The sequence below is a fragment of the Faecalibacterium sp. I4-1-79 genome (assembly GCF_023347235.1).
GTDB classification, from domain to species: Bacteria; Bacillota; Clostridia; order Oscillospirales; family Ruminococcaceae; genus Faecalibacterium; species Faecalibacterium tardum.
Genome location: NZ_CP094467.1, coordinates 184907 through 209729, shown reverse-complemented (window position 1 = coordinate 209729; position 24823 = coordinate 184907). Strand labels below are relative to the sequence as shown.

Genomic DNA, 24823 nt, shown 5'->3' with positions numbered 1-24823 from the left:
CTCTCAGGCGCTGCCGCGCCAGCTCCCCCGAGGGGGGAGCTTAGACCGAGAAGGGAAACTTGTCCTCACCGCCAAAAGCTCGCCCATAGGGAGAGCTGGCATTGCGAAGCAATGACTGAGAGGGTTTACATTCTATAAACCAGCAAGAGCCGCTCCGGCCTAAACCGGAGCGGCTTTTGCTTTATTGCGCGTGTGCCCGCCGGTTTGGCCGGACACAGCGCTTTGTGTCAGACTTAGACTTCCTTGAAGTCGGCATCCACAACGCCGTCATCGTTGGGCTTTGCGTTGGTTGCGCCTGCGTCAGCACCGGGCTGTGCACCGGCGGCCTGCTGTGCGGCAGCGGCTGCCTGATACATCTTCTCGAACACCTGGCTCAGGGCTTCCTGTTTTGCCTTGATGTCGTCCACATTGCCGGACTGGACAGCGGTCTTGAGGTCAGCAAGCTTTGCCTCGGCATCGCTCTTCACGTCTGCGGGCAGCTTGTCGCCGTTCTCTTTCAGCATCTTCTCGGTCTGGAACACCATCTGGTCGGCACCGTTGCGGATATCGACCTCTTCACGCTTCTTCTTATCGTCGGCAGCAAACTGCTCAGCTTCCTTCACAGCCTTGTCAATGTCCTCCTTGGACATATTGGTGGAAGCGGTGATGGTGATGTTCTGCTCCTTGCCGGTGCCCAGATCCTTAGCGCTGACCTTCACGATGCCGTTGGCATCGATATCGAAGGTAACTTCGATCTGAGGCACACCACGGGGAGCCGGTGCAATGCCATCCAGATGGAACACACCCAAGCTCTTGTTGTCGCGGGCAAACTCACGCTCGCCCTGCAGCACGTTGACCTCAACAGAGGGCTGGTTGTCGGCTGCGGTGGAGAACACCTGACTCTTGTGGGTGGGGATGGTGGTGTTGCGGTCGATGATCTTGGTGCACACGCCGCCCAGAGTCTCAATGCCGAGGCTCAGCGGGGTGACATCCAGCAGCAGCAGACCCTTCTTCTCGCCGTTCAGAACGCCGCCCTGAATAGCAGCACCGACGGCCACGCACTCATCGGGGTTGATGCCCTTGAAGGGCTCGCAGTTCAGTTCCTTCTTCACTGCATCGTAGACAGCGGGGATACGGGTGGAACCACCGACCATCAGGACCTTCTTCAGGTCGGAAGCGCGCAGACCTGCATCCTGCAGAGCCTTGCGCACGGGGGTCATGGTACGATCGACCAGATCAGCGGTCAGCTCGTTGAACTTTGCGCGGGTCAGGGTCATATCCAAGTGCTTCGGGCCGGTAGCATCAGCGGTGATGAAGGGCAGGTTGATCTGGCTGCTCATTGCGCTGGACAGCTCGATCTTAGCCTTCTCGGCAGCTTCCTTCAAGCGCTGTGCAGCCATCTTGTCCTTGCGCAGGTCGATGCCGTTCTCGGTCTGGAAGGCGTCTGCCATCCAGTCGATGATGCGCTGGTCGAAGTCATCGCCGCCCAGATGGGTATCGCCGTTGGTTGCCAGAACCTCGGTAACGCCGTCGCCCATCTCGATGATGGACACATCGAAGGTGCCGCCGCCCAGGTCGTAGACCATGATCTTCTGGTCGTCCTCTTTATCCACACCGTAAGCCAGAGCAGCTGCGGTGGGCTCGTTGATGATACGGCGGACGTTCAGGCCGGCAATGGTGCCTGCGTCCTTGGTTGCCTGACGCTGGCTGTCGTTGAAGTAGGCAGGCACAGTGATGACAGCCTCGGTAACGGTCTCGCCCAGATAAGCCTCGGCGTCAGCCTTCAGCTTCTGCAGGATCATAGCGCTGACCTGCTGGGGAGTGTACTCCTTGCCGTTCAGGGTCACCTTGTGGTCGGTGCCCATCTGACGCTTGATGGAAGAAACGGTGTTGTCGGGGTTGGTGATAGCCTGACGCTTTGCAACCTGACCTACCAGACGGTCGCCGGTCTTGGTGAAGCCGACAACGGACGGGGTGGTGCGGGCGCCCTCAGAGTTGGCGATGACAACGGGCTCGCCGCCCTCCATAACAGCTACGCAGCTGTTGGTAGTACCAAGGTCGATACCAATAATCTTACTCATAATGAAGTCTCCTCTCGAAAGAACAAATCTTGTTTATATGATGCTTATGATGATGTCAAGCGGATGTTATTGCAAACTCCCTTGCGGGAGGTTCGGCTTGTTTATTCGGCCACCACAACGGTTGCATGGCGGATGATCTTGTCACCCAGCTTGTAACCCTTCTGGAAAACGGTGACCACCGTGCCGCTCTCCTGCCCGTCCGGGGCGGGGATCTGCTGCACAGCATTCATAAAGTTGGGGTCAAAGGGCTTGCCCAGCACCTCGATCTCCTCCACATGGAGGGCTTCCAGTGCCTTTGCCGCCTTATCCAGCGTCATGACCACGCCCTTCTTGTAATTCTCATCGGTGGTGGGGGCGTTGGCAGCCATATTCAGCGTATCCAGAATGGGGATGATCTTTTCCACTGCGTGGGAAACACCGTCGCCAAACTTCTGGTCGGCCTCGCGGGTGGAGCGCTTGCGGTAGTTGTCGTACTCGGCAGCCATGCGCAGCAGCTGATCCTTGGCCTGTGCAGCGTTCTTTTCCGCTGCATCCAGCTTTGCCTTAATGGCTTCCATCTCCCGGGCCTTCTTGTTGAACCAGCCGCCGTCCTTCTTCTTGTCCTCTTCGGTGGCAGCTTCGGCAGCAGCCTGTTCGGGCGCTGCGGCAGCGGTCTTTTCCTCGGGGGCAGTTTCCGGCTGCTCGGTCTCGGGCACCGTGTTCTTTGCTTCTTCGCTCATTCCAGATCCTCCTTATAGATCACAGTCCGCCGTGGTACGGCAGCCTGCGGGGTGTCTTTTCGTTTGCCGCTCATGCCCTCGCCCAGCTGGTCTGCAAACTCGTGCAGCAGGGGCATCAGCTTCTGGAAGGGCATCCGGGTGGGGCCGATCAGGGCAATGGAGCCCCACAGCCCGCCGCCTACCAGATACCGGTCGCTCACGATGCACAGCCCGGGGATCTGCGGTTCCAGATCCTCGCCCAGCAGCACGCTTTCGCTGCGGTTTTCCGGGGGTGCGATCAGGCTTGCGGCCTGTTCCTCGTCGTTCAGCAGGGTAAGGATATCACCCACCCGGCCGTCCAGCTGCGGCCAGTCCAGCAGGTACTGCTCGCCGCCCAGAAATACATGGGGCTTTACGCTGTCCTGCAAAATTGCGGCTGCGGCGCTGACCACCGGCACAAGTTCCGGTGCGATCTGGCTGCACAGCTCGCTGAGCATCCGGGTGGAAAGATCCACCGGTGCCACAAAGGTAAGGTTGCGGTTGAGCAGCGCTGCAAGGGCAGCTGCATTTTCCCGGGAAAGCCCGGTGCGTACCCGCGCCACCCGGGTGCGGACGTAACCGGCGGTGGTCACAGCCAGCACTGCGGCTGCGCTGCGGCCCACCTGCACCACCTCGTAATGGGCAATGCACAGATCCTCGGCACAGGGGGTGCTGACGGCGGCGGTGCAGCCGCTGATGGCGGCCAGCGCCTTGGCAGCGCCCTGTGCCAGCTTTTCCGGCTCGTGGTCAAGGCTGGCGAACACCGCATCTACCCGGGCGCGGGTAACGCGGTCCAGCGGCTGATCATCGGTCAGCAGATTGTCCAGATAATACCGGTAGCCCTTGGCGCTGGGCACACGCCCTGCGCTGGTGTGGGGCTGCTCCAGCAGGCCCAGCTTTGTCAGCGCCGCCATCTCGTTGCGCAGCGTTGCGCTGGACACTGCCATATCAAAGTAGTTTGCCAGCACGCTGCTGCCCACCGGCTCGCCCTCAAGGCCATACAGCGCCACGATCGCCTGCAAGACCCGTTGCTTGCGTGCGTCCATCGTCATAGCGCCTGCCTCCTTTTTGCATTGCTTTTGTTTGTTTAGCACTCCTTGTTCCTGAGTGCTAAGACCATTATAATCGTTTTTGCCCTGCTGTCAAGCCCTTTGCAAAAATGTTTATAAAGATTCATAATTCTGTCATAAAGGGGGTGTGAACTCCCTCAGTCAAAGCCTGCGGCTTTGCCAGCTCCCTCTGGGAGGGAGCCTTTGGCATGGTGGTACAGTTTCCGGCTAAACCGCAAAGCTTGCGAGCGCAGCCGCTCCCCCGGGGGAGCTGTCGCGCAGCGACTGAGGGGCTATAAATGGAGAAGCGAAAAAAGCGTTAAAGCGATAGCGCCGACTGGCGCAGCGCTAGCTTTTTTGTGCTTCGACTTCTTCTTTAGGATTGTCAAGGGCGTGTAGCCCTTGGCCCGTTGTGGGGTGGGTGGAGTCCAGAGGTAGGGAGGGGGGAGTCGGAACACCCCTCCCTGCCTCTGGCCCAGCGGAGCGTCCCTGCACGCTGACGGCAGGCAGAAAGTCACCCCGCAAAGCGCACACTTTTCTGGTTCTCTTTTGGTGTCAAAAGAGAACATCCCCGGGCAGCAGTGTTTTAGTTTTCCCCCTTTTTCAGCAATTCGTGCAGTTTTAGCCCAATTCGTGCAGAATTTCTTTTGTTTTTGCCCAGTTTATGGTATATTTATAGTAACGAGACCCCCGTATAAAAACCACACGAAAGGAGCGAACCCCTATGAAAGCCAAACGCATTGTAAGCATTCTGCTGACCGGCAGTATGCTGCTGTCCCTGCTGCCGGTGTCTGCACTGGCAGCTGCCCCGGTGTTCGAAAACCGGGGCCTCATCTCCAGCGGCACCTACTCACAGCCGGTGCATAACTCCGGCATCATCTCCGGCGGACAGTTCAACGGGTCGGTGGCTAACAATTCCGGCACCATCTCCGGCGGACAGTTCAACGGGTCGGTGGCTAACAATTCCGGCACCATCTCCGGCGGCACCTTCCTAGATGATGTGTCCAACTCCGGCACCATCTCCAACGGTACCTTCCAAGCGGGTGTGAACAACTCCGGCAACATCTCCGGCGGTACTTTCCAAAGGAATGTAGGCAACTGGGGCTCCATCTCCGGCGGCACCTTCCTAGATGATGTGTCCAACTCCGGCACCATCTCCAACGGTACCTTCCAAAGGAAGGTGGACAACCAGGGCACCATCTTCAACGGTACCTTCCAACAGCCTGTGAACAACTCCAAAACCATCCGCGGCGGCATCTTCCAAGGGGAGGTGCACAACTGGGGCACCATCTCCAACGGCACCTTCCAAAGGGAGGTGCACAACTGGGGCACCATCTCCGATGGTATCTTCCAACAGCCTGTGGACAACCACAAAACCATCTCCGGCGGCACCTTCCAACAGCCTGTGGACAACTACAAAACCATCTCCGGCGGCACCTTTTGGGAAGCTGTTGAGGTAAACGCCTCCTCCGGCGAAAATGCCACGATCGAGGGCGGAACCTTTGAAAAGGGTATGAAGCTTGCGAATGATGACGCTTCCATCACCATCAGCGACGGCCTGTTTGACGGCGAGGTTTTCATCGAAAGATGTCGCTCCCCGCTTTCCATCACCGGCGGCCTGTTTACCAAAGCTGTGAATGCAAGCAGCATCGACGACCCGACCAATCTTCAGATCACCGGCGGCTATTTTGTGAACAAGCCCATTGTGCCGGAAGGCAGCGCCATCGCCTTTACCTCTGTGAGCGATCAGAATGGCGGAAACTTCCAAGTGCCTGTAAATGATGGCTTTTCTGAAAGCTACACCAGTCTTTATGTCCCCAGCGGATCGTCTGAGCAGCCCAACACCATTACCGTAAAGACCGATGCCGCACTGTTCGACTGCCGTGCAGCCGATGCCGATGTATCCATTATGAGCTCCGTAGTCAGCAAAGGCGGCAACACTTACGAGATCCCTGTGCGGGGCTATGAAAAGATCGTTCTGGTGACCGAGGTGCCCGCGCCGCCCACACCGGATGAACCCGGCGAGCTTGACCCGGCGTTCTCTTCCGGCGCAGCCGCACTTGGCATCGTGCTGGGCACTGCAGGTCTGGGTTATGCCACCTATGTCTACGGTTCTTCCCTGTACCTGCACTATGCGCTGCCGGACGGCTTTATCCCCTCCACCCGGCAGGAACTGGCAAACGTCCTGTGGACGACTGCCGGCAAGCCCGACCCCGTAAGCACTACACTGTATACCGATATCCCCGCTGACGCTATCGATCAGCAGAAAGCCGCCCGCTGGTGCGCAGAGCAGGGTCTGCTCTCCGACCACGGCGCAACCTTCGGCCCGGACACCAAGGTGACCAATGCCCGCATCATCCGCGCATGGAACAGCCTGAAAAAGGTGCCTGTGACCATCACCAAATAATCATCCTCACATTCATCCTTTCATGTACACCGCCGCCCGGCTTGTCTCCACAGGCCGGGCGGCGGTGTTTTCACTCCTCCATCTGCTTTGCCAGAAAGGCCGCTGCCACTGCCACCGCCTTGCACTGGGCGTCCTCCGGGCAGGCGGCGCGGTCCTCGGTCAACAGACCCACCGCGCCGGTCACGTCCCCGCCCGCCAGCACCGGCGCGGCGCATAGCAGCACCCGGGGTGCGCCCTCGCAGGGCAGCAGGGTCTTTTCCGGGTTGCCGGGGCTCTGGTAGGGTTTGCGGGCATCCATCAGCTTTTCCAGCGGCTGGCTGATGCTGCGGTCGGTCAGCTCCCGCCGCCCGCTGCCGCTGACCGCCAGAATGCGGTCCCTGTCGCACACAAAGGCGGTCAGTGCAAACTGGCGGCTGAGCACCTCTGCCAGCTGGGCGGCAAGGGTGTTCACCTCGCCCATAGGCGAGTACTTTTTAAAGATCACTTCCCCGTCGCCGGTGGTAAAGATCTCCAGCGGGTCGCCCCGCCGGATGCGCTGGGTGCGGCGGATCTCCTTGGGGATCACCACCCTGCCAAGCTCGTCGATGCGGCGCACAATACCGGTTGCTTTCATTATTTTGCCCTCCTTGCGGTTTCCTTTGTATGTAGTATCTGTCAGCGGCGGCAAATTATACCGGCAGTGCATTTTTTGCTTTACCCGCCGCATTGCGTTCCGGGCGGGGTTCTGCTACAATAAATAGGAATAAACCTAAAGAAAGCAGGTGTCCGCATGGCACACATCCTTATTCTGGGCGGCGGTGCCGCCGGACTGGCCGCTGCGCTGGCGGCTGCGCAGGCCGCGCCCGCTGCCCGCGTCACGGTGCTGGAGCGCAACCCCAAGGTGGGCAAAAAGCTGCTGGCTACCGGCAACGGCCGCTGCAATCTGGACAACACCGCCATTGCGCCGGAAAAATACTTCACCGCCGACCCCGCCGCGCTGCGGCCTTTGCTGGCGGCGGTGGATGCCGCCGCGCCGCTGGTGTGGTTTGAGCAGCTGGGGCTGTACACCCGCACCGATGAAGCCGGGCGGGTGTACCCCTATTCCAATCAGGCCGCCGATGTGCTGGCGCTGCTGGAGCTGCATCTGCAGCGGCACAAGGTACAGCTGCGCCCCGGCTGCACGGTAAGCACCCTGCGGCAGAGCAAGGGCGGCTACGCGGTGCAGTTTACGAACGCCGAGGGCGGCACCGAAAGCCTGCGGGCAGATGCCGTTATCTGCGCTATGGGCGGCGCCGCCGGGCCGCAGTTCGGCACGGACGGCTTCGGCACCCGCTTTGCCGCCGACTGCGGCGGGCAGATGCGCCCCCTTTACCCCTGCCTGACCGCCCTGCAATGCGCAAAGCCGAACAAAAGCCTTGCGGGCATCCGCGCCAAAGCCGCCGCCCGTCTGCTGGACGGCGACCGGGTATTGGCTGAAGAGATGGGCGAGGTACAGTTTACCGACTACGGGCTTTCCGGCATCTGCATCATGCAGCTGTCCGGCCTGCTTGCCCCCGGGCGCAGCCCGAAGCACCCGGCGGTGGAACTTGATCTCTTCCCCGCTGTGCCGGAGACAGAGCTTGCCGCCCTGTTTGCGGCGCGTGCACCGCTGCTTGCCGAGGACACGGCGGCGGCGTTCTGGCTGGGGCTTTTGCACGGCAAGCTTGGCCGCGCCCTCTGGGCTGCCGCCGCCCTGCCGGATACTGCCCCCCACGCCCTGCCCGCAGGCAGCTGGCAGAAGCTTGCCCACACCGCCAAGCACTGGCGGTTCGAGGGGCTTACCCCCTGCGGCTGGCGGCAGGCGCAGACCACCGGCGGCGGGCTTGCCCTGACCGAGGTGGAACCGACCTTCCAGTTCAAGGGCTGTCCGGGGCTGTACTTCGTGGGTGAAACGTTGGACTGCGCCGGAAGCTGCGGCGGCTTCAACCTGCACTGGGCGTTCGGCAGCGGCCTTGCCGCCGGGCGGGACGCTGCAAAGCACCTTTGCAGTCGAAAACGGTAACAGAAAAGGGACGAGGGAAAGCCCGCGGGCTTTCCCTCGTCCCTTTTATTATCTAAATCAGGCAGCTTTGTTCTCGCCCTTGGAAAGCAGCTTTGCACGCTCCAGCGCGGGGCGCAGTGCCAGATACAGCACCACGGCGCAGGCCGTGGAAGCCACACTGTTTACAAAGGTGACGCCGCCGGCGATCTTGGTCAGCGCCTGTGCCACGGTGTACTCCTGCCCAAAGATGTACACGTTGCGGAAGTAGCCAAGGAAGGGGTCGGTGAACACGTTCAACAGCAGACCGGAACCCGCAGAGACGATCACCTTGACCAGATACCCGGCGCTGTGACGGTCCTGATCCCGCAGCTTGAACACCTTATGTGCCACGGCACCGCAGGTGATGCCGATGATGAACTTGAGCACGAAGGTGGTAATGGCGTAGCCCGGGTCACCGGCAAGGATATCTGCCAGCGCCAGACCGATGGCACCCGCCAGACCGCCGGATACACCGTCCAGCAGCAGCGCCGTCAGGGCAGTAAAGGTGTTGCCCAGATGGAACGAGGAGCCGCCGTAGAACGGGATGCGGAAGAACAGGTAGGCCACTAAGCTCAGCGCAGCCATCACGCCGGTAAGCGCCAGCTCGTGCACCGTAAAGCGGCGCTTGTACAGCACACTGAAAAACAGGATCAGGATAACGACGACTGCCAGCAGCAGCCACATTGCAGTAGTAGACATGATACTTTCCCTCCAATCACGCCGATAACCCCACAAAACTACTTGACATTTGGGTGTCCGGCGGGTATGCTCCTATTATACGCAGAACTGACCCTATGAAAATACCCAGAACAAAGTTTTTTTATGGGGTCAGTTTGACGCAATGCCCAGATGGGAGGGACATTCTATGGTACATCTGACCACGGCACTGGACCCGGCTTCGGCGGTGCCGCTGTACGAGCAGCTCTACCGCAGCCTTGCCGCCGAGATGCGGGCGGGCACCCTGACGGCGGGCACCCGGATGCCCGGCAAGCGGCGGTTGGCGGCAGAGCTGTCGATCTCGGTGAACACGGTGGACACCGCCTACCAGATGCTGGCGGCAGAGGGCTACCTGACCGCCCGGGAGCGCAGCGGCTTTACGGTGCAGGAGTATCTTGCCCTGCCGCAGGGGGTGCAGCCGCCCGCCGCCCATTCCGCGCCGCCGGCAGAGCACCCCGCCGAAACCGCCCCGCCGGTACAGTTCGATTTATCCACCCGGGGCGTGGACCCGGGGCTGTTCCCCTTCCGCACATGGGCGCGGCTGCAAAAGGAACTGCTGTACTCCGCGCCGGAGCTGCTCACCCCCGGGGATGCCCGGGGCGATGCCGCCCTGCGGCAGGCGCTGGCAGAGTATCTGGCCGAGTACCGGGGCGTGCAGTGCGACCCGGAGCAGCTGGTGGTGGGTGCAGGGCTGGAATATCTGCTGGGGCTGTTGGCACCGCTGCTGCCCGGCCCTGCCGCCGTGGAGACCCCCGGCTACCCCCGCGCCCGGCAGGTGCTGGAAAACAACGGCGTGCCCTGTCGCTGCCTGCCGGTGGATGCGGATGGGCTGTCGCTGACGGCTCTTTCCGCCAGCGATGCGGCGGTGTGCTACGTCACCCCCAGCCACCAGTTCCCCACCGGGGTCACCATGCCCGCCGGACGCCGGGCAGAGCTGCTGCACTGGGCGGCCCGCGCCCCGGGGCAGCGGTACATCATTGAGGACGACTACGACTCCGAGTTCCGTTTCGATACCCGCCCGCTGCCCAGCTTGCAGGGCATGGCGGGCGCAGACGGCACGGTGGTGTACCTGTCCACCTGCTCCCGCAGCCTTGCCCCGGGCATCCGCATTGCCTACATGGTGCTGCCCCGGCCGCTGCTGGGTGCGTGGCAGGAAAAATACCGGCTCTACTCCGGCACGGTAGGGCGGTTTGAGCAGCAGACGCTGGCGCGCTTTATCACCGGGGGATATTTCACCCGGCACTTAGCGCGGGAGCGCACCGCCTACAAAGCCCGCCGGGATGCGCTGGTGGCGGCGCTGCGCACCTCCTTTGCGCCGGAGGAGCTGACCCTTGCGGGGCTGCACACCGGGCTACACCTGCTGGCACAGCTGAAGGACCCGCCGCCGGACGCCGCCCTGCGGGCAGCTGCCCGGCAGTACGGGGTGCGCTGTTCCCTGCTGAGCGACTACGACCTGACCGGCACGGCGCATTCTGCCGCCGGGACACTGGTGCTGGGTTACGGCTCACTGCCGGACGCGGACTGCGCCGCCGCCGGGGAGAGGTTGAAAAAGCTCTGCACCGCCGCCCGGGAGGCATCGGACACCGTATAGTGCCCGCCCGCCCAGTCTCCGGGCAGGGCGTCGGCGGTGATATCCACCGGCTCGGCGCTGGTGGCTAAAAATTCCAGCGTGCGCTCCAGTGTAGCAAGGTCTACGGCGGTCAGGCTGGTCAGCAGACTGCTGCTCACCTCCCGCAGACCCTGCGGCAGGGTGGTGGGCAGCAGCTCCAGCGCCTGCCGGAAAAACGCATCCCACACCGCCGCCCGGGCGGCGGCGCTGCGCCGGGGCGAAAGAGAAGTGTCGGCATCCAGCGCCGCCAAAAAGCTGTGGGCGTCGGCGGCGGAGATGCCCTGCACCCCGGTGCCTTTGCCGTACCGCGCCAGCTGCTCCGGGGTGAGCGCCCCGGTAAAGCCCACCCGCACTGCGCCGTACCGCGCCGCCAGCTTTGTCAGCACTGCCGGGGCGATGGCAAGATAGTCGGTATCCTCCGGCAGGGCGAACACCTCGCCCAGCGCCTCCCGGCAGCGGGCGGGGCCTGCGGCGGCGTAGCAGTCCGCAAGGGGAACATTTTTGCCCCCGAAGGGCACCTCCAGCGCGGCGGGCACCGCCAGCAGATGGATGCAGTTCTGCCCGGCGTTCAGGTAGGCCAGCACAAAGCCCGGGGTCTCGTCTGCCACGCACAGCAGCACGGTGCACCGGTCGGTGGCTTTGGGCAGACGGATGGGCACCCCGCTCTGGCTTTTTGCGGCCTGCCGCAGACTGCTGCGCAGCTGAGCACGGCTGAGCAGCACCGTGCCGCCCACCAGCGGCAGCAGCACCAGCAGGGCGGCGCATAGCGCCGCCCAGAAGGGACGCCAGCCGCTGCGTTTTGCGTGTTTCATGGCTCTGCCTCCTTTTTGTGCATAAAGCATGACCCAACGGGCGACCCTTTATGCAGAAAGGCAGGGATGCTGTATGGCTAAAACAGAAAACCCCAACGAAAAAGACCGCGAGGAGCAGGAGGACTTCTGGCTGACACTGGAGCCCCTTCCCGCACCCGACCCCGATAAATCTCCGCTGCCCGCACCGCATGAGGAATAATGGCGCTGCATAGGATGGCAAGGGAACTCCCTCAGTCAAAGTCTACGACTTTGCCAGCTCCCTCTGGGAGGGAGCCTTTGGCATAGCGGGAAAGTTTCCGGCTCAAGTGCAATGCTTGCGGGCGTGCCTGCTCCCCCTCGGGGGAGCTGTCGCACAGCGACTGAGGGGCTATGGATGGAGAAGCGAAAAAAGCGTTAAAGCGATAGCGCCGACTGGCGCAGCGCTAGCTTTTTTGTGCTTCGACTTCTTCTTTAGGATTGTCAAGGGCGTGCAGCCCTTGGCCCGTTGCGGGGTGGGTGGAGTCCAGAGGTAGGGAGGGGGGAGTCGGAACACCCCTCCCTGCCTCTGGCCCAGCGGAGCGTCCCTGCACGCTGAAGGCAAGCAGAAACTTTTCATCAGCAAAGGAGGCCACAGGATGCCAGAGCGGTTCATGCGGGGAGTCGAGGCCGTGAACGGCATCGTGTGGGGGCCGATGGGGCTGGGGCTGCTCTTCGGCACCGGGCTGCTGCTGACGGTGCGCACCGGAGGCTTCCAGCTGCGGCGGTGGGGCTACTGGATGCGGCACACCCTCGGTGCTATCCTGACCGACCGGAGCGTCACCGCCCATACCGCCCGCGAGGAACAGGCCATCAGCCAGTTCCAGAGCCTGTGTACCGCGCTGGCGTCCACCATCGGCACCGGCAACCTTGTGGGGGTGGCCACCGCCATCCTTTCCGGCGGGGCAGGGGCAGTGTTCTGGATGTGGGTCATGGCGCTGCTGGGCATGATGACCAGCTACGCCGAGAACGTGCTGGGCATCTACTACCGCCGCAAAGACCCGGCGGACGGCTGGCGCGGCGGGCCGATGTACTACCTGCGGGATGGCCTTGGCGGCAGGACGGGGCGGGTGCTGGCGGTGCTGTTTGCCGCGTTCTGTGCGCTGGCAAGCTTTGGCATCGGCAACCTGAGCCAGCTCAATTCCATCGCAGGCAACCTGTGGGCGGCTTTTGGCGTGCCGGAGACCGTTACCGGCGCGGTGCTGGCGGCAGTATCGGCGGTAATTTTGCTTGGCGGGCTCAAGCGTGTGGCTGCGGTGGCGGAAAGGCTTGTCCCCGCCATGGCGCTGCTGTACATCGTGGGCGCGCTCACCGTGGTGGGGGTGCACATCACTGCCGTCCCGGCGGCGCTTGCCGCCATCGTAAAGGGCGCGTTCGGGCTGCAAGCCGCCGGTGGGGGCATCGTAGGCTACGGGCTGTCCCGGGCGGTCACTTTGGGCTTTAAGCGGGGTGCTTTTTCCAACGAGGCCGGGCTTGGCTCCTCGGTGATGGTGCACGCGGCTTCCAACGTAAAAGAGCCGGTGCAGCAGGGGATGTGGGGCATTTTTGAGGTGTTTGCGGACACCATGGTGGTGTGCACCCTGACGGCGCTGGTGGTGCTGACCTCCGGTTTTGTGGATTTGGACACCGGGCGCATCGCCGCCGGGGCGGCGGGCAGTGCGCTGGTAGGGCAGGCCTTTGACGCCGTGTTCGGCGCGCTGGGGTCAAAGCTCATTGCAGTGTGCATTCTGCTGTTCGCCTACTCCACCACCCTTGGCTGGAGCTGCTACGGCTGCAAGGCCGTGGAGTATCTTTTCGGCGCAGGCGCGGGGGCGGGCTACCGGGTACTGTTCGTAGCGCTGATGCCGGTGGGCGCGGTGATGCAGCTGGACCTTGCATGGACGCTTTCCGACACCTTCAACGGCCTGATGATGCTGCCAAACCTCATCGGCGTAATTGCGCTGTCCGGCACGGTGGTGCGCATCACACAGAACTATCTTGACCGCAGACTGTACGGCAGCCACGCGCCGCCGCTGTTGTCGGCGGGCGAGACGATTTAAAATCGTCAGCCCTGCCCCTTGTCCCGGGGCGGGGTTTGTGCTATGCTAAGGGGTACAAGCGATTTTTTTGCGCTGAGAGGAGGAGCCCCATGGCCGCCGTAAAAACACGGAATACCGCTACCCTTATGACCGAGGGCAGCATTGTAAAAAGCCTGCTGCTGTTTGCCCTGCCGCTGATCTTCGGCAACCTGCTGCAGCAGATGTACAACACCGCTGACAGTATCATCGTGGGCAATTTTGTGGGCAGTAATGCCCTTGCCGCCGTGGGCTCCAGTGGTTCGCCCATCTATCTGCTCATCGGCTTCAGTCAGGGACTGGCCGTAGGTGCGGGCGTGGTGGTGTCGCAGTATCTGGGCGCGGGCGACCACAAGGAGACCCGCGAGGCGGTGCACACCTCCCTTGCCATTGCAGTGGTCATGGGGCTTTTGCTGACGGTGGGCGGCGTTGCCTGCGGGCGCGCTTTGCTGGTAGCCATGAACACCCCCGCCGAGGTGCTGGCCGACGCCGTGACCTATATCCGCATCTACTTTGGCGGCGTGCTGTTCAGCGTGGTGTATAACATGACCGCCGGCATCCTGAACGCCGCCGGCAACTCCCGGCGCTCGCTGGTGTATCTGGCATGGGCATCGGTGACCAACATCGTGCTGGATCTTTTGTTCATCGTGGGGCTGCGGATGGGGGTGGCAGGCGCTGCCATCGCCACCGATTTAAGCCAGCTGGTGTCCTGCGTGCTGAGCCTGCGCTTTCTGATGAAAAGCGAGGACGCCTGCCGGGTGGAGCTTTCCGCCATCCGGCTGCACCGCAAAATGGCAGGCCGCATCATCCGGGTGGGTCTGCCCACCGGCATCCAGAACATGGTCATCTCCTTTTCCAACGTGCTGGTGCAGGCCAGCGTGAACAGCTACGGTGCCGCCGCCATGGCGGGCTTTGCAGCCTACATGAAGATCGACGGCTTCAACATTCTGCCGGTCAGCAGCATCAGCATGGCTGCTACCACCTTTGTGGGGCAGAACTACGGCGCGGGGCGTCTGGACCGGGTAAAGCGCTCGGTGTGGGTCACCCTTGCCATCGGGGTCATCTACACCCTTTGCACCGGCGCTGCCCTGCTGGCCGGGCAGGATGCCATTCTGCACCTGTTCACCGCCGACGAGGCCGTGGTCACCTACGGCAAGCTGGCCATGCAGTGGTTCTGCCCGTTCTACTTCCTGCTCAGCATCCTGCACGGCCTTGCCGGTGCCGTGCGCGGCACGGGTGCCAGCATCCCGCCCATGGTGGTGCTGCTGGTCTCGCTGTGCCTGTTCCGTGTGGTATGGATCCAGTTTCTGCTGCCCTTCTTCTCCGGCATCGAGGGCGTGTTCATCCTCTACCCCGTCAGCTGGGGTCTGGGCGCATTGCTCATGATCCTGTACGCATGGAAGGGCAAATGGATGGAGTATCATACATAACCATTTTTATAAACAACGACCCGCCGCACTGAAGGAGGTGCGGCGGGTCATTGTTTTTTCAGGAACTTCTGTCAGGACAGCTTACCATGCAAAGCCCACGGAGTCCATGTCGATCTTCTTTTCCATCAGCCCCAGACGGCTCTCGATGAAGTTGACAGCCATATCCGGCCACTGGGCGATCTGGGTGTAGTAATCCACATAGCCCTTGGTGCCAGTGCCCAAGCCCACACCGTGGGGCGCATCGGGTGCCAGATAGAAGCTGAAATCCTTGAAGATATCCGCGCACTCCGGCAGAGAGGGCAGCATCATCGCACTCAGGCCATCTTTCTGACCCACAACACCAAAGACCGGAGGCAGGTTGGGGTTCTTCGTGAAGTTCAGACCAGTGACGAACAGGCCGTAGATGGGGATTGCCACGTTCAGGTCAGCGCTCTCATAGTCCACAGCATCGCAGACGTAGCTGGGATAGACCTTATCCGGGGTATTCGTAGTGCCGAACTGGTTGGCCACCACCTGCATCACATTCATGCCGCCGGCAGAGAAGCCCACAGCGATCATGATATCGGTCTTGCCGATGTGTTTTTCAGAGGCGTTGTGGCGGATGTAGCGGATAGCGCGTGCCAGATCCAGCTGCTGATCCACAGCGGCATAAGGATTGACGCGGCGCTGCAGCACAAAGGCGTTGTAGCCGTTCTTGTTGAAGAACTCGGCCACAGGGTAGCCTTCCACCACGTTGTTGCGGTGGGTGCTGCCGCCGCCTGCAATAATGATCACGTTGCCCTTCACCTTGCCCTGATCTCGCAGCAGGTACGGGTTCAGGAAGGGACGGAAGCCCTCGTTATCGTAGCAATTTTCCCAGTTGGTGGGCAGCGGAGATTCCACGGCCATCTGATCTCCCCAAATTTCCCAAACGGTGCTCTTGGGGTCCTTGATCTGGCGCAGCGCCTTGCGGGCATTGGTCAGGGCAACACACATATCGTAGTGAGAAGCGTTGATGCCGGGCACAGCTGCACCGTCCACCTTCTCGTACTGAGCACGGGACAGCTTGTGGAACAGCACATAGAACTTGTCAAAATCGCCCCGGAAAGCAGCCGGATAAAAGGCTACCTCGCGGGAGAGGCGGAGTTCCTCTGCCACCATGGCCTGCACCTCAGCATCGGTGTGCACGCCAGCGTTTTCAGCAAAGGATGCGGGCGCCATGCCAGCCACTGCGCCCATGGTCACAGCAGAAGCGGCGGAAAGCTTCATAAAGTCTCTTCTGTTCATCATCATTTCTCCTTTTAAATGCAGACGGCTCATTTGTACAGAGCAAAGCCGCCCAAAGCTGTGCAGCAAACGCCCTGCTGCCGGGCCCGATAGACATTCCAGTGTATCATGCCATCGAAATCCGCACAAATCGTACCACAATACAATGCGCTTGTAAATAGATTTTGTTGTTTTTGTGCGAAATTGATATATTAGTATGTCAGTTCTTGTGAAAATCAACAAGCATGAGAATGGGCACAAAAAAGGACTGCCGTGCAGAGTGCACGGCAGTCCTTTTTTATCTTATTACAGCTTCTCAAACACCAGAAAGCGGAAGGCGATGGTTGTGGTGAGCTGCGGCAGAGCCGCAAGGCGGGCGGCACCATCGCGGGGCGTTTTCCAATAGTAGGGGGTCATGGCGAACAGGGCTTCCAGCTGGGCGGCGGGCACGGTGATGGTACCCTGCACCTCCCGCTCGTCGATGGCACGGAAACCCGGGTATTCCACCTGCTGCACCGGGTTCTTATAGGGCTTTTCATAGAGCACAGCCTTCATCTGGTACAGATGCTCTGCCCCCGGCACAACGTAGATCATGCGCCCGCCCGGGCGCAGCACCCGGCTGAACTCCTCCTGCGCAAAGGGCGAAAAGCAGTTCAGCAGTACATCTGCCCAGCCGGTGCGTACCGGCTGGCTGAAGCTGGACGCCACTGCATACTGCGCTGTGGGCAGCGCCTTTGCAGCCAAGCGCACGGCGGGCTTTGCGATATCGAACCCCGCCAGCTGCAGCGGTTTTTCCGCCGCCGCGAACTGCTGCGCGATGCAGCGATCGTACCAGCCCTCGCCGCAGCCCGCATCCAGCAGATGCAGCGGGGCGTCCTTCGCGGCGGGCACGCCGTGGGCAAGGCACAGCTCCCCCAGCGCCTGCCCGAAAATGCCGTAGTATCCGGCGTTCAGGAAGGCGCGGCGGGCAGCTACCATCTCCTTGCTGTCCCCGGGGGCTTTGGTGCGCATACTCTGCACCGGCAAAAGATGCCAGTAGCCCTCCCGGGCGCGGTCAAAGCAGTGGCCTTTTTCACATTTCAGGTCGGTTTCCCCTTGCAGTACGCCGCCGCACAGGGGGCACTGCCACGGGGCAAAGGCTTCGTTCCGGCTCATACTTCTTCGCTGTGGTCCTCAATGGGTGCGGTGGCACCGCCGTGGGCGTCCATATACTCCTCAAAGCTGGTGTACTTCTGCTGGGGCGGGCGGCGGCTGATGAGCATCAGCCCCGGGTCCTCGTCCCGGGCGGCGGCATTGCGGCCACGGCGGGCAGGCTCGGCCTTGGGAGCGCGGGGTGCGCTGCCGGTGCGGTTCTGATTGCCTGCGCTGCCGCGTTCGTTACGGGCAGGGCGGGCGTTGTTGCTCTGGGCAGCGCGCTGCTCGCTGCGGTCATTGCGGCGGCTGCCGCTGCGGCTTGCGTTCTGATTATTCTGGGGCTCCTGTGCGCTGCGGATGGCAGGTGCTGCCGGAGCAGCAGGAGTCTTGCGTGCCGGGCGCAGCGGAGTAGCCTCCGGGGCGCTGACAAAATGGGGGTCAAACTTGGGCTGGGCGTTGCTGCCCCGGGCGGGGGCGGCATTCTCGCGGCGGGCGCGGGGCGCTGCCGCCTCCTTGGGGGCGTTTGCGCCCCGGTTGTTGGCGCGGCGGTCGTTGCGGACCCCGCGCTTTGCGTTGCTGTCTTGCATCAATGTTTCCTCTTTTTTCGGTTTTGCAGGCACCGCATTCTTTGCGGCCTTCGGCTCCTGCTTCGGCGCGGGCACAGCTGCCTTTGCAGCTTTTGCGGGCGCAGTTTCGGCCTGTTTTTCTGCTTCGGGGCGGGGCTTTTTGCCGCGCACGGGCAGCACGGGGCGCACCGGGGCGGGCACGCCGTCCCACGGGTGGCCGGATACCACCGGGATCTTGCGGCGGTTCAGCTTTTCGATGCCTGCCAGATACTCCTGCTCCTCCGGGGCGCAGAAGCTGACGGCGGTGCCGTCCGCGCCGGCGCGGGCAGTGCGCCCGATGCGGTGCACATAGGTCTCCGGCACCTCGGGCAGGTCGTAGTTGAACACATGGGAAAGCTCGCTGATATCAATGCCGCGTGCGGCGATGTCGGTCGCCACCAGCACCCGGGTCTTGCCGGACTTGAAATCCTCCAGCGCGGTCACGCGGGCGGTCTGGCTCTTGTTGCCGTGGATGGCGGCGGCGGGGATGCCCTGCTTTGTCAGGTCTTTTGCGATCTTATCCGCGCCGTGTTTGGTGCGGCTGAACACCAGTGCGTTGACCACCGGCGGCTGCAAATTTTTGATGAGCCACGGCAGCAAGAGCTTTTTGTTGCCCTTTTCCACATAGTACAGGCTCTGCTGGATGCGGTCCACGGTGCTGGACACCGGGTCCACCTTGACAAAGGCGGGGTCGTGCAGGATGCCGGCGGCCAGATGCTCGATCTCGGCGGGCATGGTGGCGCTGAACATCAGGTTCTGGCGCTGGTCAGGCAGCTTTGCAATGACCTTTTTCACGTCATGGACAAAGCCCATGTCCAGCATCCGGTCGGCCTCGTCCAGCACAAAAATTTCCAGTGCGGACAGGTCGATAAAGCCCTGCCCGATCAGGTCGTTCAGCCGTCCCGGGCAGGCGATGAGGATGTCCACGCCCTTTTTCAGCGCTTCCACCTGCGGTGCCTGTCCCACACCGCCAAAGATGACGGTGCTGCGCAGTTTCAGGTACTTGCCGTAGGCTTCAAAGCTTTCGCCGATCTGCAAAGCCAGCTCCCGGGTAGGGGTCAAAATCAACGCGCGGACAGCACCCTTGCGGCGGGGCGCATTGGCGGTGAGCCGGTCCAGCATGGGCAGCGCAAAAGCCGCCGTCTTGCCGGTGCCGGTCTGGGCGCAACCCATCAGATCCCGGCCTGCCAGCACCGGCGGGATGGCCGCTGCCTGAATGGGCGAGGGGGTCTCGTAGCCCGCTTCCTGCACAGCGCGCAGCAGCGGGGCGGACAGATTCAGTTCTTTAAATGTCATGGTTCTCCTATTATTCTGTGATCTTCCGGCACTCGATGTAGTAGCGCTTTTCCTCCGCGTGTCCCATGCTGAAGGTCTTGCGGGGCAGCACGCCGCCCATCACAACGCCGCGGAACAGGTCGCTCTTGGCGAAGGGCGGCATCAAAAACGCCACCGCGCCCTGCTTGCACAAAGCGCGCACAGCCGGTTCGTCATGCACATAGTCCACCTTTGCTTCCGGGTGGCGCTCGATATAATCCGAAATAAAATCGTCGATGGTGCCCACGGTCAGCGGCTCGGTGGGGTCCTCAAAGCTGAGCACATTGGCCATGTGGGGGCCTGCCAGCGTAAAAGGCTGCTTTTTGCTGCCGCCAAAGCAGCAGCCGGCCATGTTGGCATCGCTCCATGTAATCAGGCTCAGCAGCACGGTGGCGCAGTCCACGTTGAACAGTACCCGGTGGATGGGCTCGATCTCAATGGCCGGGGAGTGCACGTTGCACACCTCTGCCAAGCACCAGCGGGCGGGGTGGTTCTCTGCCTGCTCCGGGGTCAGGGTCTTTTTCAGCTCCTCCCAGCAGGCTTTTGCGGTAGCCAGCGAGTGGTTGCCGTCGCCCACGGCCAGCGTCAGCGGGTCGCGGCGGGTGGCATCGGGGTACTTCTTGTCAAATTCTTCCTGACTGCCCAGCACGGTCAGAGCATTTTCGATCTGTGCAATGAGGGCGGGGTCCTCCACCGCCCAGCCTGCCACATGGCCGCCGCCCAGCATCAGCTCGCCCTCGTACACCTTGGGCAGGCTGTCCTTGTGGGCGGCAATGGGCTCGATGAGAGTGCAGTCCGGGTCGTCCGCCAGCATCATGATATGGGGCGTTTCCAGCGCAGCGCCGGTGCGCACCTTCATGCGGGGCGGGATGCGGCTTTCCACTGTGCACTCGCTGGGGCGCACGGCACATTTTTCGCCCCGGCGGTAGCTGTAAGCCTCCAGGTCCACACGCCCTACAAGACCCTGCCGCACCCGGCCGCTCTGCTCGGTGCGCTCTACATAGATAAAGCCGTCCACCGCCCGGGTGAGCACGTTTTGGGCATAATCCTGCATGGTGGCGTGGATCTTTTCCACCCGCGCGTCGGCGTCTCCGTCCTCCAGATACACCTCCGGCAGGATCAGGTTCAGGGTGCTGGGCGCACCCGCAGCGGTCTTTTCTGCCCGCTGCCAGTAGCTGCGGTCACTGGTGAACTGGTCACAGGCGATGCAGCCCCACTGTTCCAGCGGCACCTGCTCCGAAGGCAGCAGGATGTGTGCGGGTGCAAAACAGGTAGTCGGTTTCATAGTCGTTTCCTCCCCTCTCTAAAAGCCGCTTCTCAGCGGAATGCTGCGGCGTCGTGCACCACAAGGTGCTGCACACCGGCATCGGCAGCGGCCTGCTCCAGCGCAGCGCGGCTGTCCGCATCCAGTGCGGTGCTGCTGGTGACCAGCAGATTTTCCATGCCAAGGGACGTGCCGGTGGTGCCAAGGGCATCGGTGGCAGCGGTGCACAGCGCGTCAGGGTAGCTGACCCACAGGGTCACGCTGCCTGCAAAGCGGGTCTGCCATGCGGCGATATCAGCGGTCAGCTGGGCGGCGCGTCCCTCCCGGCTCTTGCCGCCGGAAGCGCCGAAGTCCTGCTTGCGAGTGATGATGTTGGGGAACTGCACCCCGGTAAGCACCACCTGCTCGTAGCCCATGCCCTGCACCTCCTCAATGAGGTCGCCGATATACTGCACCGCACTTGCGGCAAAGGGGTTCATCCACGCCTTGCCGCCCTTGGCTGCGCTGACGTTGTCCAGCCAGAGGCTGTTGCCGTCGTAGTGCACGCCCATGCTGCGGTCGGTGTACACCGACACCGGGTCGGTAAAGGCGGCAAGCTGCGCCGCCGGGATGATGCCCTCTTCCCGCAGGATGGCAGCGATATTGGCCGCATCCACCGGGTTTTCCGTGATGCTTTGCGCAGCAGCTGCCACGCCGGAAGCGTAGTACACCGTGCCAGCGGCGTCCTTCAGGGTGACAAGGGCGTAGTCTGCGCCCTGCTGCTTCAGCTGCCGGGCGGCGGCGCGGATAGCGGCATCATCGGTCAGGGCGGTCACATCCAGCTCTGCCCAGCTGCCGCCGGTAATGGCCTTGCCGTCCAGCGGCTTTTCCTCCTCCGGCTCCGGTTCAGACGACGCTGCCTGCGAGGCGGCAGCGCTGCTTGCCGCCGCAGAGGAGGCTGCTGCCTCGGCGCGGGAAGCGCTTTCGGCCTCGAGGTCCCGGTCCTTGACCACGGTATACCATGTGTGGGTGGCCCAATCCAGCACATGGGGTGCGGCAAACCATGCTGCTGCCAGCACTGCCACTACCAGCACCGCAATGCCGATGCCGCGCTTGACGCGCATTTCCCGGCTGTAAAAGCTGCGGTGATAATGCTTGACCTTCTGACGTTTATACTTAGCCATGGTATTCTTTCCTCCCTGTCTGCATTACAGGATGACGGAATGTCCGGTAAAGCCATAGATTGCCAGCGCCAGCACGCCGATATACACCAGCGTGATGGGCAGGCCGCGGAATGCTTTGGGGATCGCTTTGCTGCGCAGGCGGTGACGCGCCTCGGTGACCAGCAGCACCGCCAGCACATAGCCAAGGCCGCTGCCAAGGCCAAAGCCAAGGCTTTCGCCAAGGGTAAAGGTCTGGGTGCGCTCCACCAGCACCGTGCCCAGCACGCCGCTGTTCAGCGCGGCCAGCGGCACGATGCGCAGCAGCTGGGCGCGGCGGGGCAGGCTGCGCAGCAGCCACAGCACCAGATGCTCTGCCAGACACACCACGGCAATGCTGGCGATATACACCAGCGGGCGCAGCTGGGCGCGGTTATCCAGCGGGGCAATGAACCACCGCCCGGCAAAGAAAGCCACCGGTGCCACCAGCACCTGCGTGATACACAGCATCATGCCGAACAAGGCGCTGCTGGTGCGGTCGTCCCCCACCAGCTGCACCATGCGGGACACGCCCAGTGCACGGGTAAAGACAGCGTTCTGTGCAAAAATAGCCAGCAGTGCATAGCTGAAAAACACTGCCGAACTGCTTACAACTTCTTTCACGGTTCGCGGTCCGCCTCCTTCTGGTAGTGCACGGTCAGGGTATCCCGCGCTTCCTTTTGCAGATATTCCTTGCGCTTTGCAGCGGCAGCGCGCCAGATGGCGCACAGGATGCCCAGCACGATAAAGCCGCCCGCCGGCATCTTAGCCAGCGGCAGCAGCGCCCAGCGCCCTACCGGGGCACCAAACACGGTGCCAAGGCTGAGCCACTCGCGCACCATGCCGATCACGAGCAGCAGCAGCGCGTAGCCCACGGTGATGCGCACGCCCTTGGAAACAGCCTTATGCACCGTCTCCTGCACGCGGCCGAAGCGGTAGGTCAGAAGCGGCTCCACCACCAGCATGGGCAGGTAGATGCCAAGGTTCAAAAGACCAGTGCCGAACACGAAGTTCAAAATGGGATACGCCGCCAGATACACCACAGCGGCGCTGGCTGCATACAGAATGGCACGCGGCAGCAGCTTTTTTTGCAGCTGCGCGGGCGAAGGCTCCTCATCCCGCAGGGGCACAAGGCGGCTGAGCAGGCAGGCCAGCACGCGGGAGGGCACCAGCAGCAGCGCCACCGCCGCCGCCAGCGTCAGACTGTTCTGGCCGGTGGTGGCCACGACCACCAGCGGTGCCAGACCCATGCCCTGCATGACCACCGGGTTATTCAGGAACACGCGGTCGTGATGGGCAAACTTTTCGGGATCTTTTAAAATCAGCTCCGCAGTACGCTTTTTCATTCCGCAGCCTCCTTTCGTTCGGACGGCAGACGGTGCAGCAGACGGTACAGCCGCTCCTCGGTGCGGTCAATGAGCGCGGACACACTGTTGACTGCCAGCAGTGCAAAGCAGACGCCGGTCTCGTACACGCCGAAATAGCGGAAGCCCATGGTGGCGATGCCCACCAGTGCGCCGTACAGGATGCGCCCAAGCCGGTGATGGGCACAGGTGTATGGCTCGTTGAGCAGGAACACCGCGCAGAACAGCATTGCACCGGTGTGCAGCTCGTCCCGGATGCCCTGCAAGCGGGGCATCAGGCTGCTGAAGAGGGTGCTGTCTGCCAGACCTACCTGCCGCGGGAAGAAGAAAGCGATGAGCCCGCAGGTGATGAGAAAGCTCGCTGATGCGCCGATGTGCACGTCCTTCTGGGTCCACAGCACAAGGCCGCAGGCCAGAATGACCAGCGCTGCGCCGGTGCCCATGGGGGCGGCAAACTCGCCCAGCGCGATGGCGAGGGCGTTCAGGTTCAGGATACCGCCGCTGCGCAGGGTATCCTCGATGGTGCTGCTCACCGGCACGGCAGAGGCGTTCCACAGGGGCAGCGGCGTATAGGGCTGCGGGTAGCGCACCACCTGCTCCGGCCACGATACCGCCGCCACGGCGTAGCCCACGGCAGCGGGGTTGAAGGGGTAGCTGCCGTAGCCGCCAAAGACCTCCTTGCCGATGAGCACGCCCGCCAGCACCGCCACCACCAGCACATAGATGTCCACGGTGGCGGGCATGAGCAGGGCGATGATCAGGCTGAAACTCTCGTTGGAGAGATCTTTATTGGTGTACACCCGATGGCGCAGCAGCGCCACCAGACGGTCGCACAGGTTGCCGGTAAGCAGGGCGATGCCGCACAGCAGCAGCGGACGTGCGCCGTAGAAATAGCAGGCCATGCACAGCAGCGGCACACACAGCCAGAAAACGTGCTCGTAGTACCGGCCGGTCTTTTGCAGCTGTCGTTCCTGCTCCTGGATCAAAGCTTCATCCATATACAGCCCTCCTTACAGGCTGGCCAGTGCGCCCACAGCCGCAGCGGGGTCGGCCGCGCCGAACACGGCGCTGCCCGCCACCAGCACGTCGGCACCGGCTTCTACGCACAGGGGTGCGGTGGCGGCATCCACGCCGCCGTCCACCTCCAACAGGTAGGAAAGGCCGCGTGCTCCCCGCTCTGCCTTGAGCCAGCGTAGCTTATCCAGCGCCGAGGGCATGAACTTCTGCCCGCCGAAGCCGGGCTCCACGCTCATCACCAGCACCAGATCCAGCTGCTCCAGCCACGGTGCCAGCGCCTCGGCCGGGGTGCCGGGCTTGATGGTCAGACCCACCTTGCAGCCCAGCGCACGCACGGCGTCAATGGTGGCCTGAATATCATCTTCGCACTCCAGATGGAAGTTATACAGGGTCGCACCGGCCTTGATGAAGGGCTCGGCGTATTGCAGCGGGTGGCTGATCATCAGGTGCACGTCATAAAAGGCATCCGGCAGCGCCTTGTGCAGGCTTTTGAGCACCGGCACGCCAAAGCTGATGTTGGGCACAAAATGCCCGTCCATCACGTCGTAGTGCAGCATCTGTGCGCCGGCGTCCAGCACCATGCGGCAGTCTGCACCCAGCTTGCCAAAATCAGCAGAAAGAATCGAAGGACTTACGATGGCCATAATATTTCATTACGCTCCGTTATTTTTAGCAATTTTTATCCCATGCGTTGCGCGTTTTGCAGGGTTCTGCCGGGCAAAAAATACGCGGGCATGGTTATCTTTTAGTTTACATGAAAACGGCCAAAAAATC

21 protein-coding genes are annotated in these 24823 nt (G+C 62.3%); 6 read left to right on the top strand and 15 right to left on the bottom strand.

What is annotated here, in order from left to right:
* Nucleotides 1-233 precede the first annotated feature (233 nt).
* From dnaK to hrcA, 3 genes are all read right to left on the bottom strand, one after another.
* The gene (gene dnaK, locus MTP36_RS01000; protein ID WP_055186579.1) at nucleotides 234-2060 is read right to left on the bottom strand and encodes a molecular chaperone DnaK; all 1827 of its coding nucleotides are present in this window, start codon (nucleotides 2058-2060) and stop codon (nucleotides 234-236) included.
* A gap of 101 nt (nucleotides 2061-2161) precedes the next feature.
* Nucleotides 2162-2779 carry a nucleotide exchange factor GrpE gene (locus MTP36_RS00995; RefSeq protein ID WP_118658541.1) on the bottom strand — a complete coding sequence of 206 codons (618 nt, stop codon included), beginning with the start codon at nucleotides 2777-2779 and terminating at the stop codon, nucleotides 2162-2164.
* Nucleotides 2776-3849, bottom strand: coding sequence for a heat-inducible transcriptional repressor HrcA (hrcA, locus tag MTP36_RS00990; protein WP_097785731.1), 1074 nt, complete (start codon nucleotides 3847-3849; stop codon nucleotides 2776-2778). The genes MTP36_RS00995 and hrcA overlap by 4 nt, the downstream gene beginning before the upstream one ends.
* 721 nt (nucleotides 3850-4570) lie before the next feature.
* On the opposite strand from hrcA, the gene MTP36_RS00985 reads away from it, so the two are divergent.
* Complete coding sequence (locus MTP36_RS00985) at nucleotides 4571-6253, top strand: hypothetical protein (protein WP_249252874.1); 1683 nt, start codon at nucleotides 4571-4573, stop codon at nucleotides 6251-6253.
* A gap of 70 nt (nucleotides 6254-6323) precedes the next feature.
* On the opposite strand, the gene MTP36_RS00980 is transcribed toward MTP36_RS00985, so the two are convergent.
* Entirely contained in the window at nucleotides 6324-6866 is a 543-nt protein-coding gene (locus MTP36_RS00980) for a stage V sporulation T C-terminal domain-containing protein (protein ID WP_249252872.1), read from the bottom strand.
* A 156-nt stretch (nucleotides 6867-7022) separates the two neighbouring features.
* Here MTP36_RS00980 and MTP36_RS00975 point away from each other — a divergent pair, with 156 nt between their 5' ends.
* Nucleotides 7023-8273, top strand: a complete 1251-nt coding sequence (locus MTP36_RS00975) for an aminoacetone oxidase family FAD-binding enzyme (RefSeq protein ID WP_249252863.1) — start codon at nucleotides 7023-7025, stop codon at nucleotides 8271-8273.
* A 57-nt stretch (nucleotides 8274-8330) separates the two neighbouring features.
* Here MTP36_RS00975 and MTP36_RS00970 read toward each other — a convergent pair whose 3' ends face one another.
* Nucleotides 8331-8990 (bottom strand): ECF transporter S component, encoded by a 660-nt coding sequence (locus MTP36_RS00970; protein ID WP_117930003.1) that lies wholly within the window; start codon nucleotides 8988-8990, stop codon nucleotides 8331-8333.
* A 166-nt stretch (nucleotides 8991-9156) separates the two neighbouring features.
* Here MTP36_RS00970 and pdxR point away from each other — a divergent pair, with 166 nt between their 5' ends.
* Entirely contained in the window at nucleotides 9157-10599 is a 1443-nt protein-coding gene (gene pdxR / locus MTP36_RS00965) for a MocR-like pyridoxine biosynthesis transcription factor PdxR (protein ID WP_249252861.1), read from the top strand.
* Here pdxR and MTP36_RS00960 read toward each other — a convergent pair.
* Complete coding sequence (locus tag MTP36_RS00960; protein WP_154252161.1) at nucleotides 10506-11429, bottom strand: hypothetical protein; 924 nt, start codon at nucleotides 11427-11429, stop codon at nucleotides 10506-10508. The genes pdxR and MTP36_RS00960 overlap by 94 nt on opposite strands.
* 73 nt (nucleotides 11430-11502) lie before the next feature.
* Here MTP36_RS00960 and MTP36_RS15920 point away from each other — a divergent pair, with 73 nt between their 5' ends.
* From MTP36_RS15920 to MTP36_RS00950, 3 genes are all read left to right on the top strand, one after another.
* Nucleotides 11503-11628 carry a hypothetical protein gene (locus MTP36_RS15920; RefSeq protein ID WP_256466534.1) on the top strand — a complete coding sequence of 42 codons (126 nt, stop codon included), beginning with the start codon at nucleotides 11503-11505 and terminating at the stop codon, nucleotides 11626-11628.
* A 415-nt stretch (nucleotides 11629-12043) separates the two neighbouring features.
* Nucleotides 12044-13483, top strand: coding sequence for an alanine/glycine:cation symporter family protein (locus tag MTP36_RS00955; RefSeq protein ID WP_249252859.1), 1440 nt, complete (start codon nucleotides 12044-12046; stop codon nucleotides 13481-13483).
* Between the two features lie 89 nt (nucleotides 13484-13572).
* Entirely contained in the window at nucleotides 13573-14928 is a 1356-nt protein-coding gene (locus MTP36_RS00950; protein ID WP_055186588.1) for an MATE family efflux transporter, read from the top strand.
* 81 nt (nucleotides 14929-15009) lie between these two features.
* Here the strand turns inward: MTP36_RS00950 and MTP36_RS00945 are convergent, their stop codons facing one another.
* The 9 genes from MTP36_RS00945 to rpe all read right to left on the bottom strand — a co-directional run bounded on the left by MTP36_RS00945 (nucleotide 15010) and on the right by rpe (nucleotide 24693).
* Complete coding sequence (locus MTP36_RS00945; protein WP_256466549.1) at nucleotides 15010-16194, bottom strand: alpha/beta hydrolase; 1185 nt, start codon at nucleotides 16192-16194, stop codon at nucleotides 15010-15012.
* A gap of 285 nt (nucleotides 16195-16479) precedes the next feature.
* The gene (locus MTP36_RS00940) at nucleotides 16480-17328 is read right to left on the bottom strand and encodes a putative RNA methyltransferase (protein ID WP_117930009.1); all 849 of its coding nucleotides are present in this window, start codon (nucleotides 17326-17328) and stop codon (nucleotides 16480-16482) included.
* On the bottom strand, nucleotides 17325-19208 hold the full coding sequence (locus tag MTP36_RS00935; protein ID WP_249252855.1) for a DEAD/DEAH box helicase: 1884 nt from the start codon (nucleotides 19206-19208) through the stop codon (nucleotides 17325-17327). The genes MTP36_RS00940 and MTP36_RS00935 overlap by 4 nt, the downstream gene beginning before the upstream one ends.
* 10 nt (nucleotides 19209-19218) lie before the next feature.
* Nucleotides 19219-20511: a DUF1015 domain-containing protein gene (locus MTP36_RS00930; RefSeq protein WP_055186591.1), complete on the bottom strand. Its 1293-nt coding sequence runs from the start codon at nucleotides 20509-20511 to the stop codon at nucleotides 19219-19221.
* A 32-nt stretch (nucleotides 20512-20543) separates the two neighbouring features.
* Nucleotides 20544-21653 (bottom strand): putative glycoside hydrolase, encoded by a 1110-nt coding sequence (locus MTP36_RS00925; protein ID WP_249252853.1) that lies wholly within the window; start codon nucleotides 21651-21653, stop codon nucleotides 20544-20546.
* 24 nt (nucleotides 21654-21677) lie between these two features.
* Nucleotides 21678-22292: an Rnf-Nqr domain containing protein gene (locus MTP36_RS00920; protein WP_249252851.1), complete on the bottom strand. Its 615-nt coding sequence runs from the start codon at nucleotides 22290-22292 to the stop codon at nucleotides 21678-21680.
* The gene (locus MTP36_RS00915) at nucleotides 22289-23014 is read right to left on the bottom strand and encodes an Rnf-Nqr domain containing protein (protein ID WP_249252849.1); all 726 of its coding nucleotides are present in this window, start codon (nucleotides 23012-23014) and stop codon (nucleotides 22289-22291) included. The genes MTP36_RS00920 and MTP36_RS00915 overlap by 4 nt, the downstream gene beginning before the upstream one ends.
* The gene (locus tag MTP36_RS00910) at nucleotides 23011-24030 is read right to left on the bottom strand and encodes an RnfABCDGE type electron transport complex subunit D (protein WP_249252847.1); all 1020 of its coding nucleotides are present in this window, start codon (nucleotides 24028-24030) and stop codon (nucleotides 23011-23013) included. Before MTP36_RS00910 ends, MTP36_RS00915 begins: the two co-directional genes overlap by 4 nt.
* A gap of 12 nt (nucleotides 24031-24042) precedes the next feature.
* Complete coding sequence (gene rpe, locus MTP36_RS00905) at nucleotides 24043-24693, bottom strand: ribulose-phosphate 3-epimerase (protein ID WP_118658524.1); 651 nt, start codon at nucleotides 24691-24693, stop codon at nucleotides 24043-24045.
* Between the last annotated feature and the right edge of the window lie 130 nt (nucleotides 24694-24823).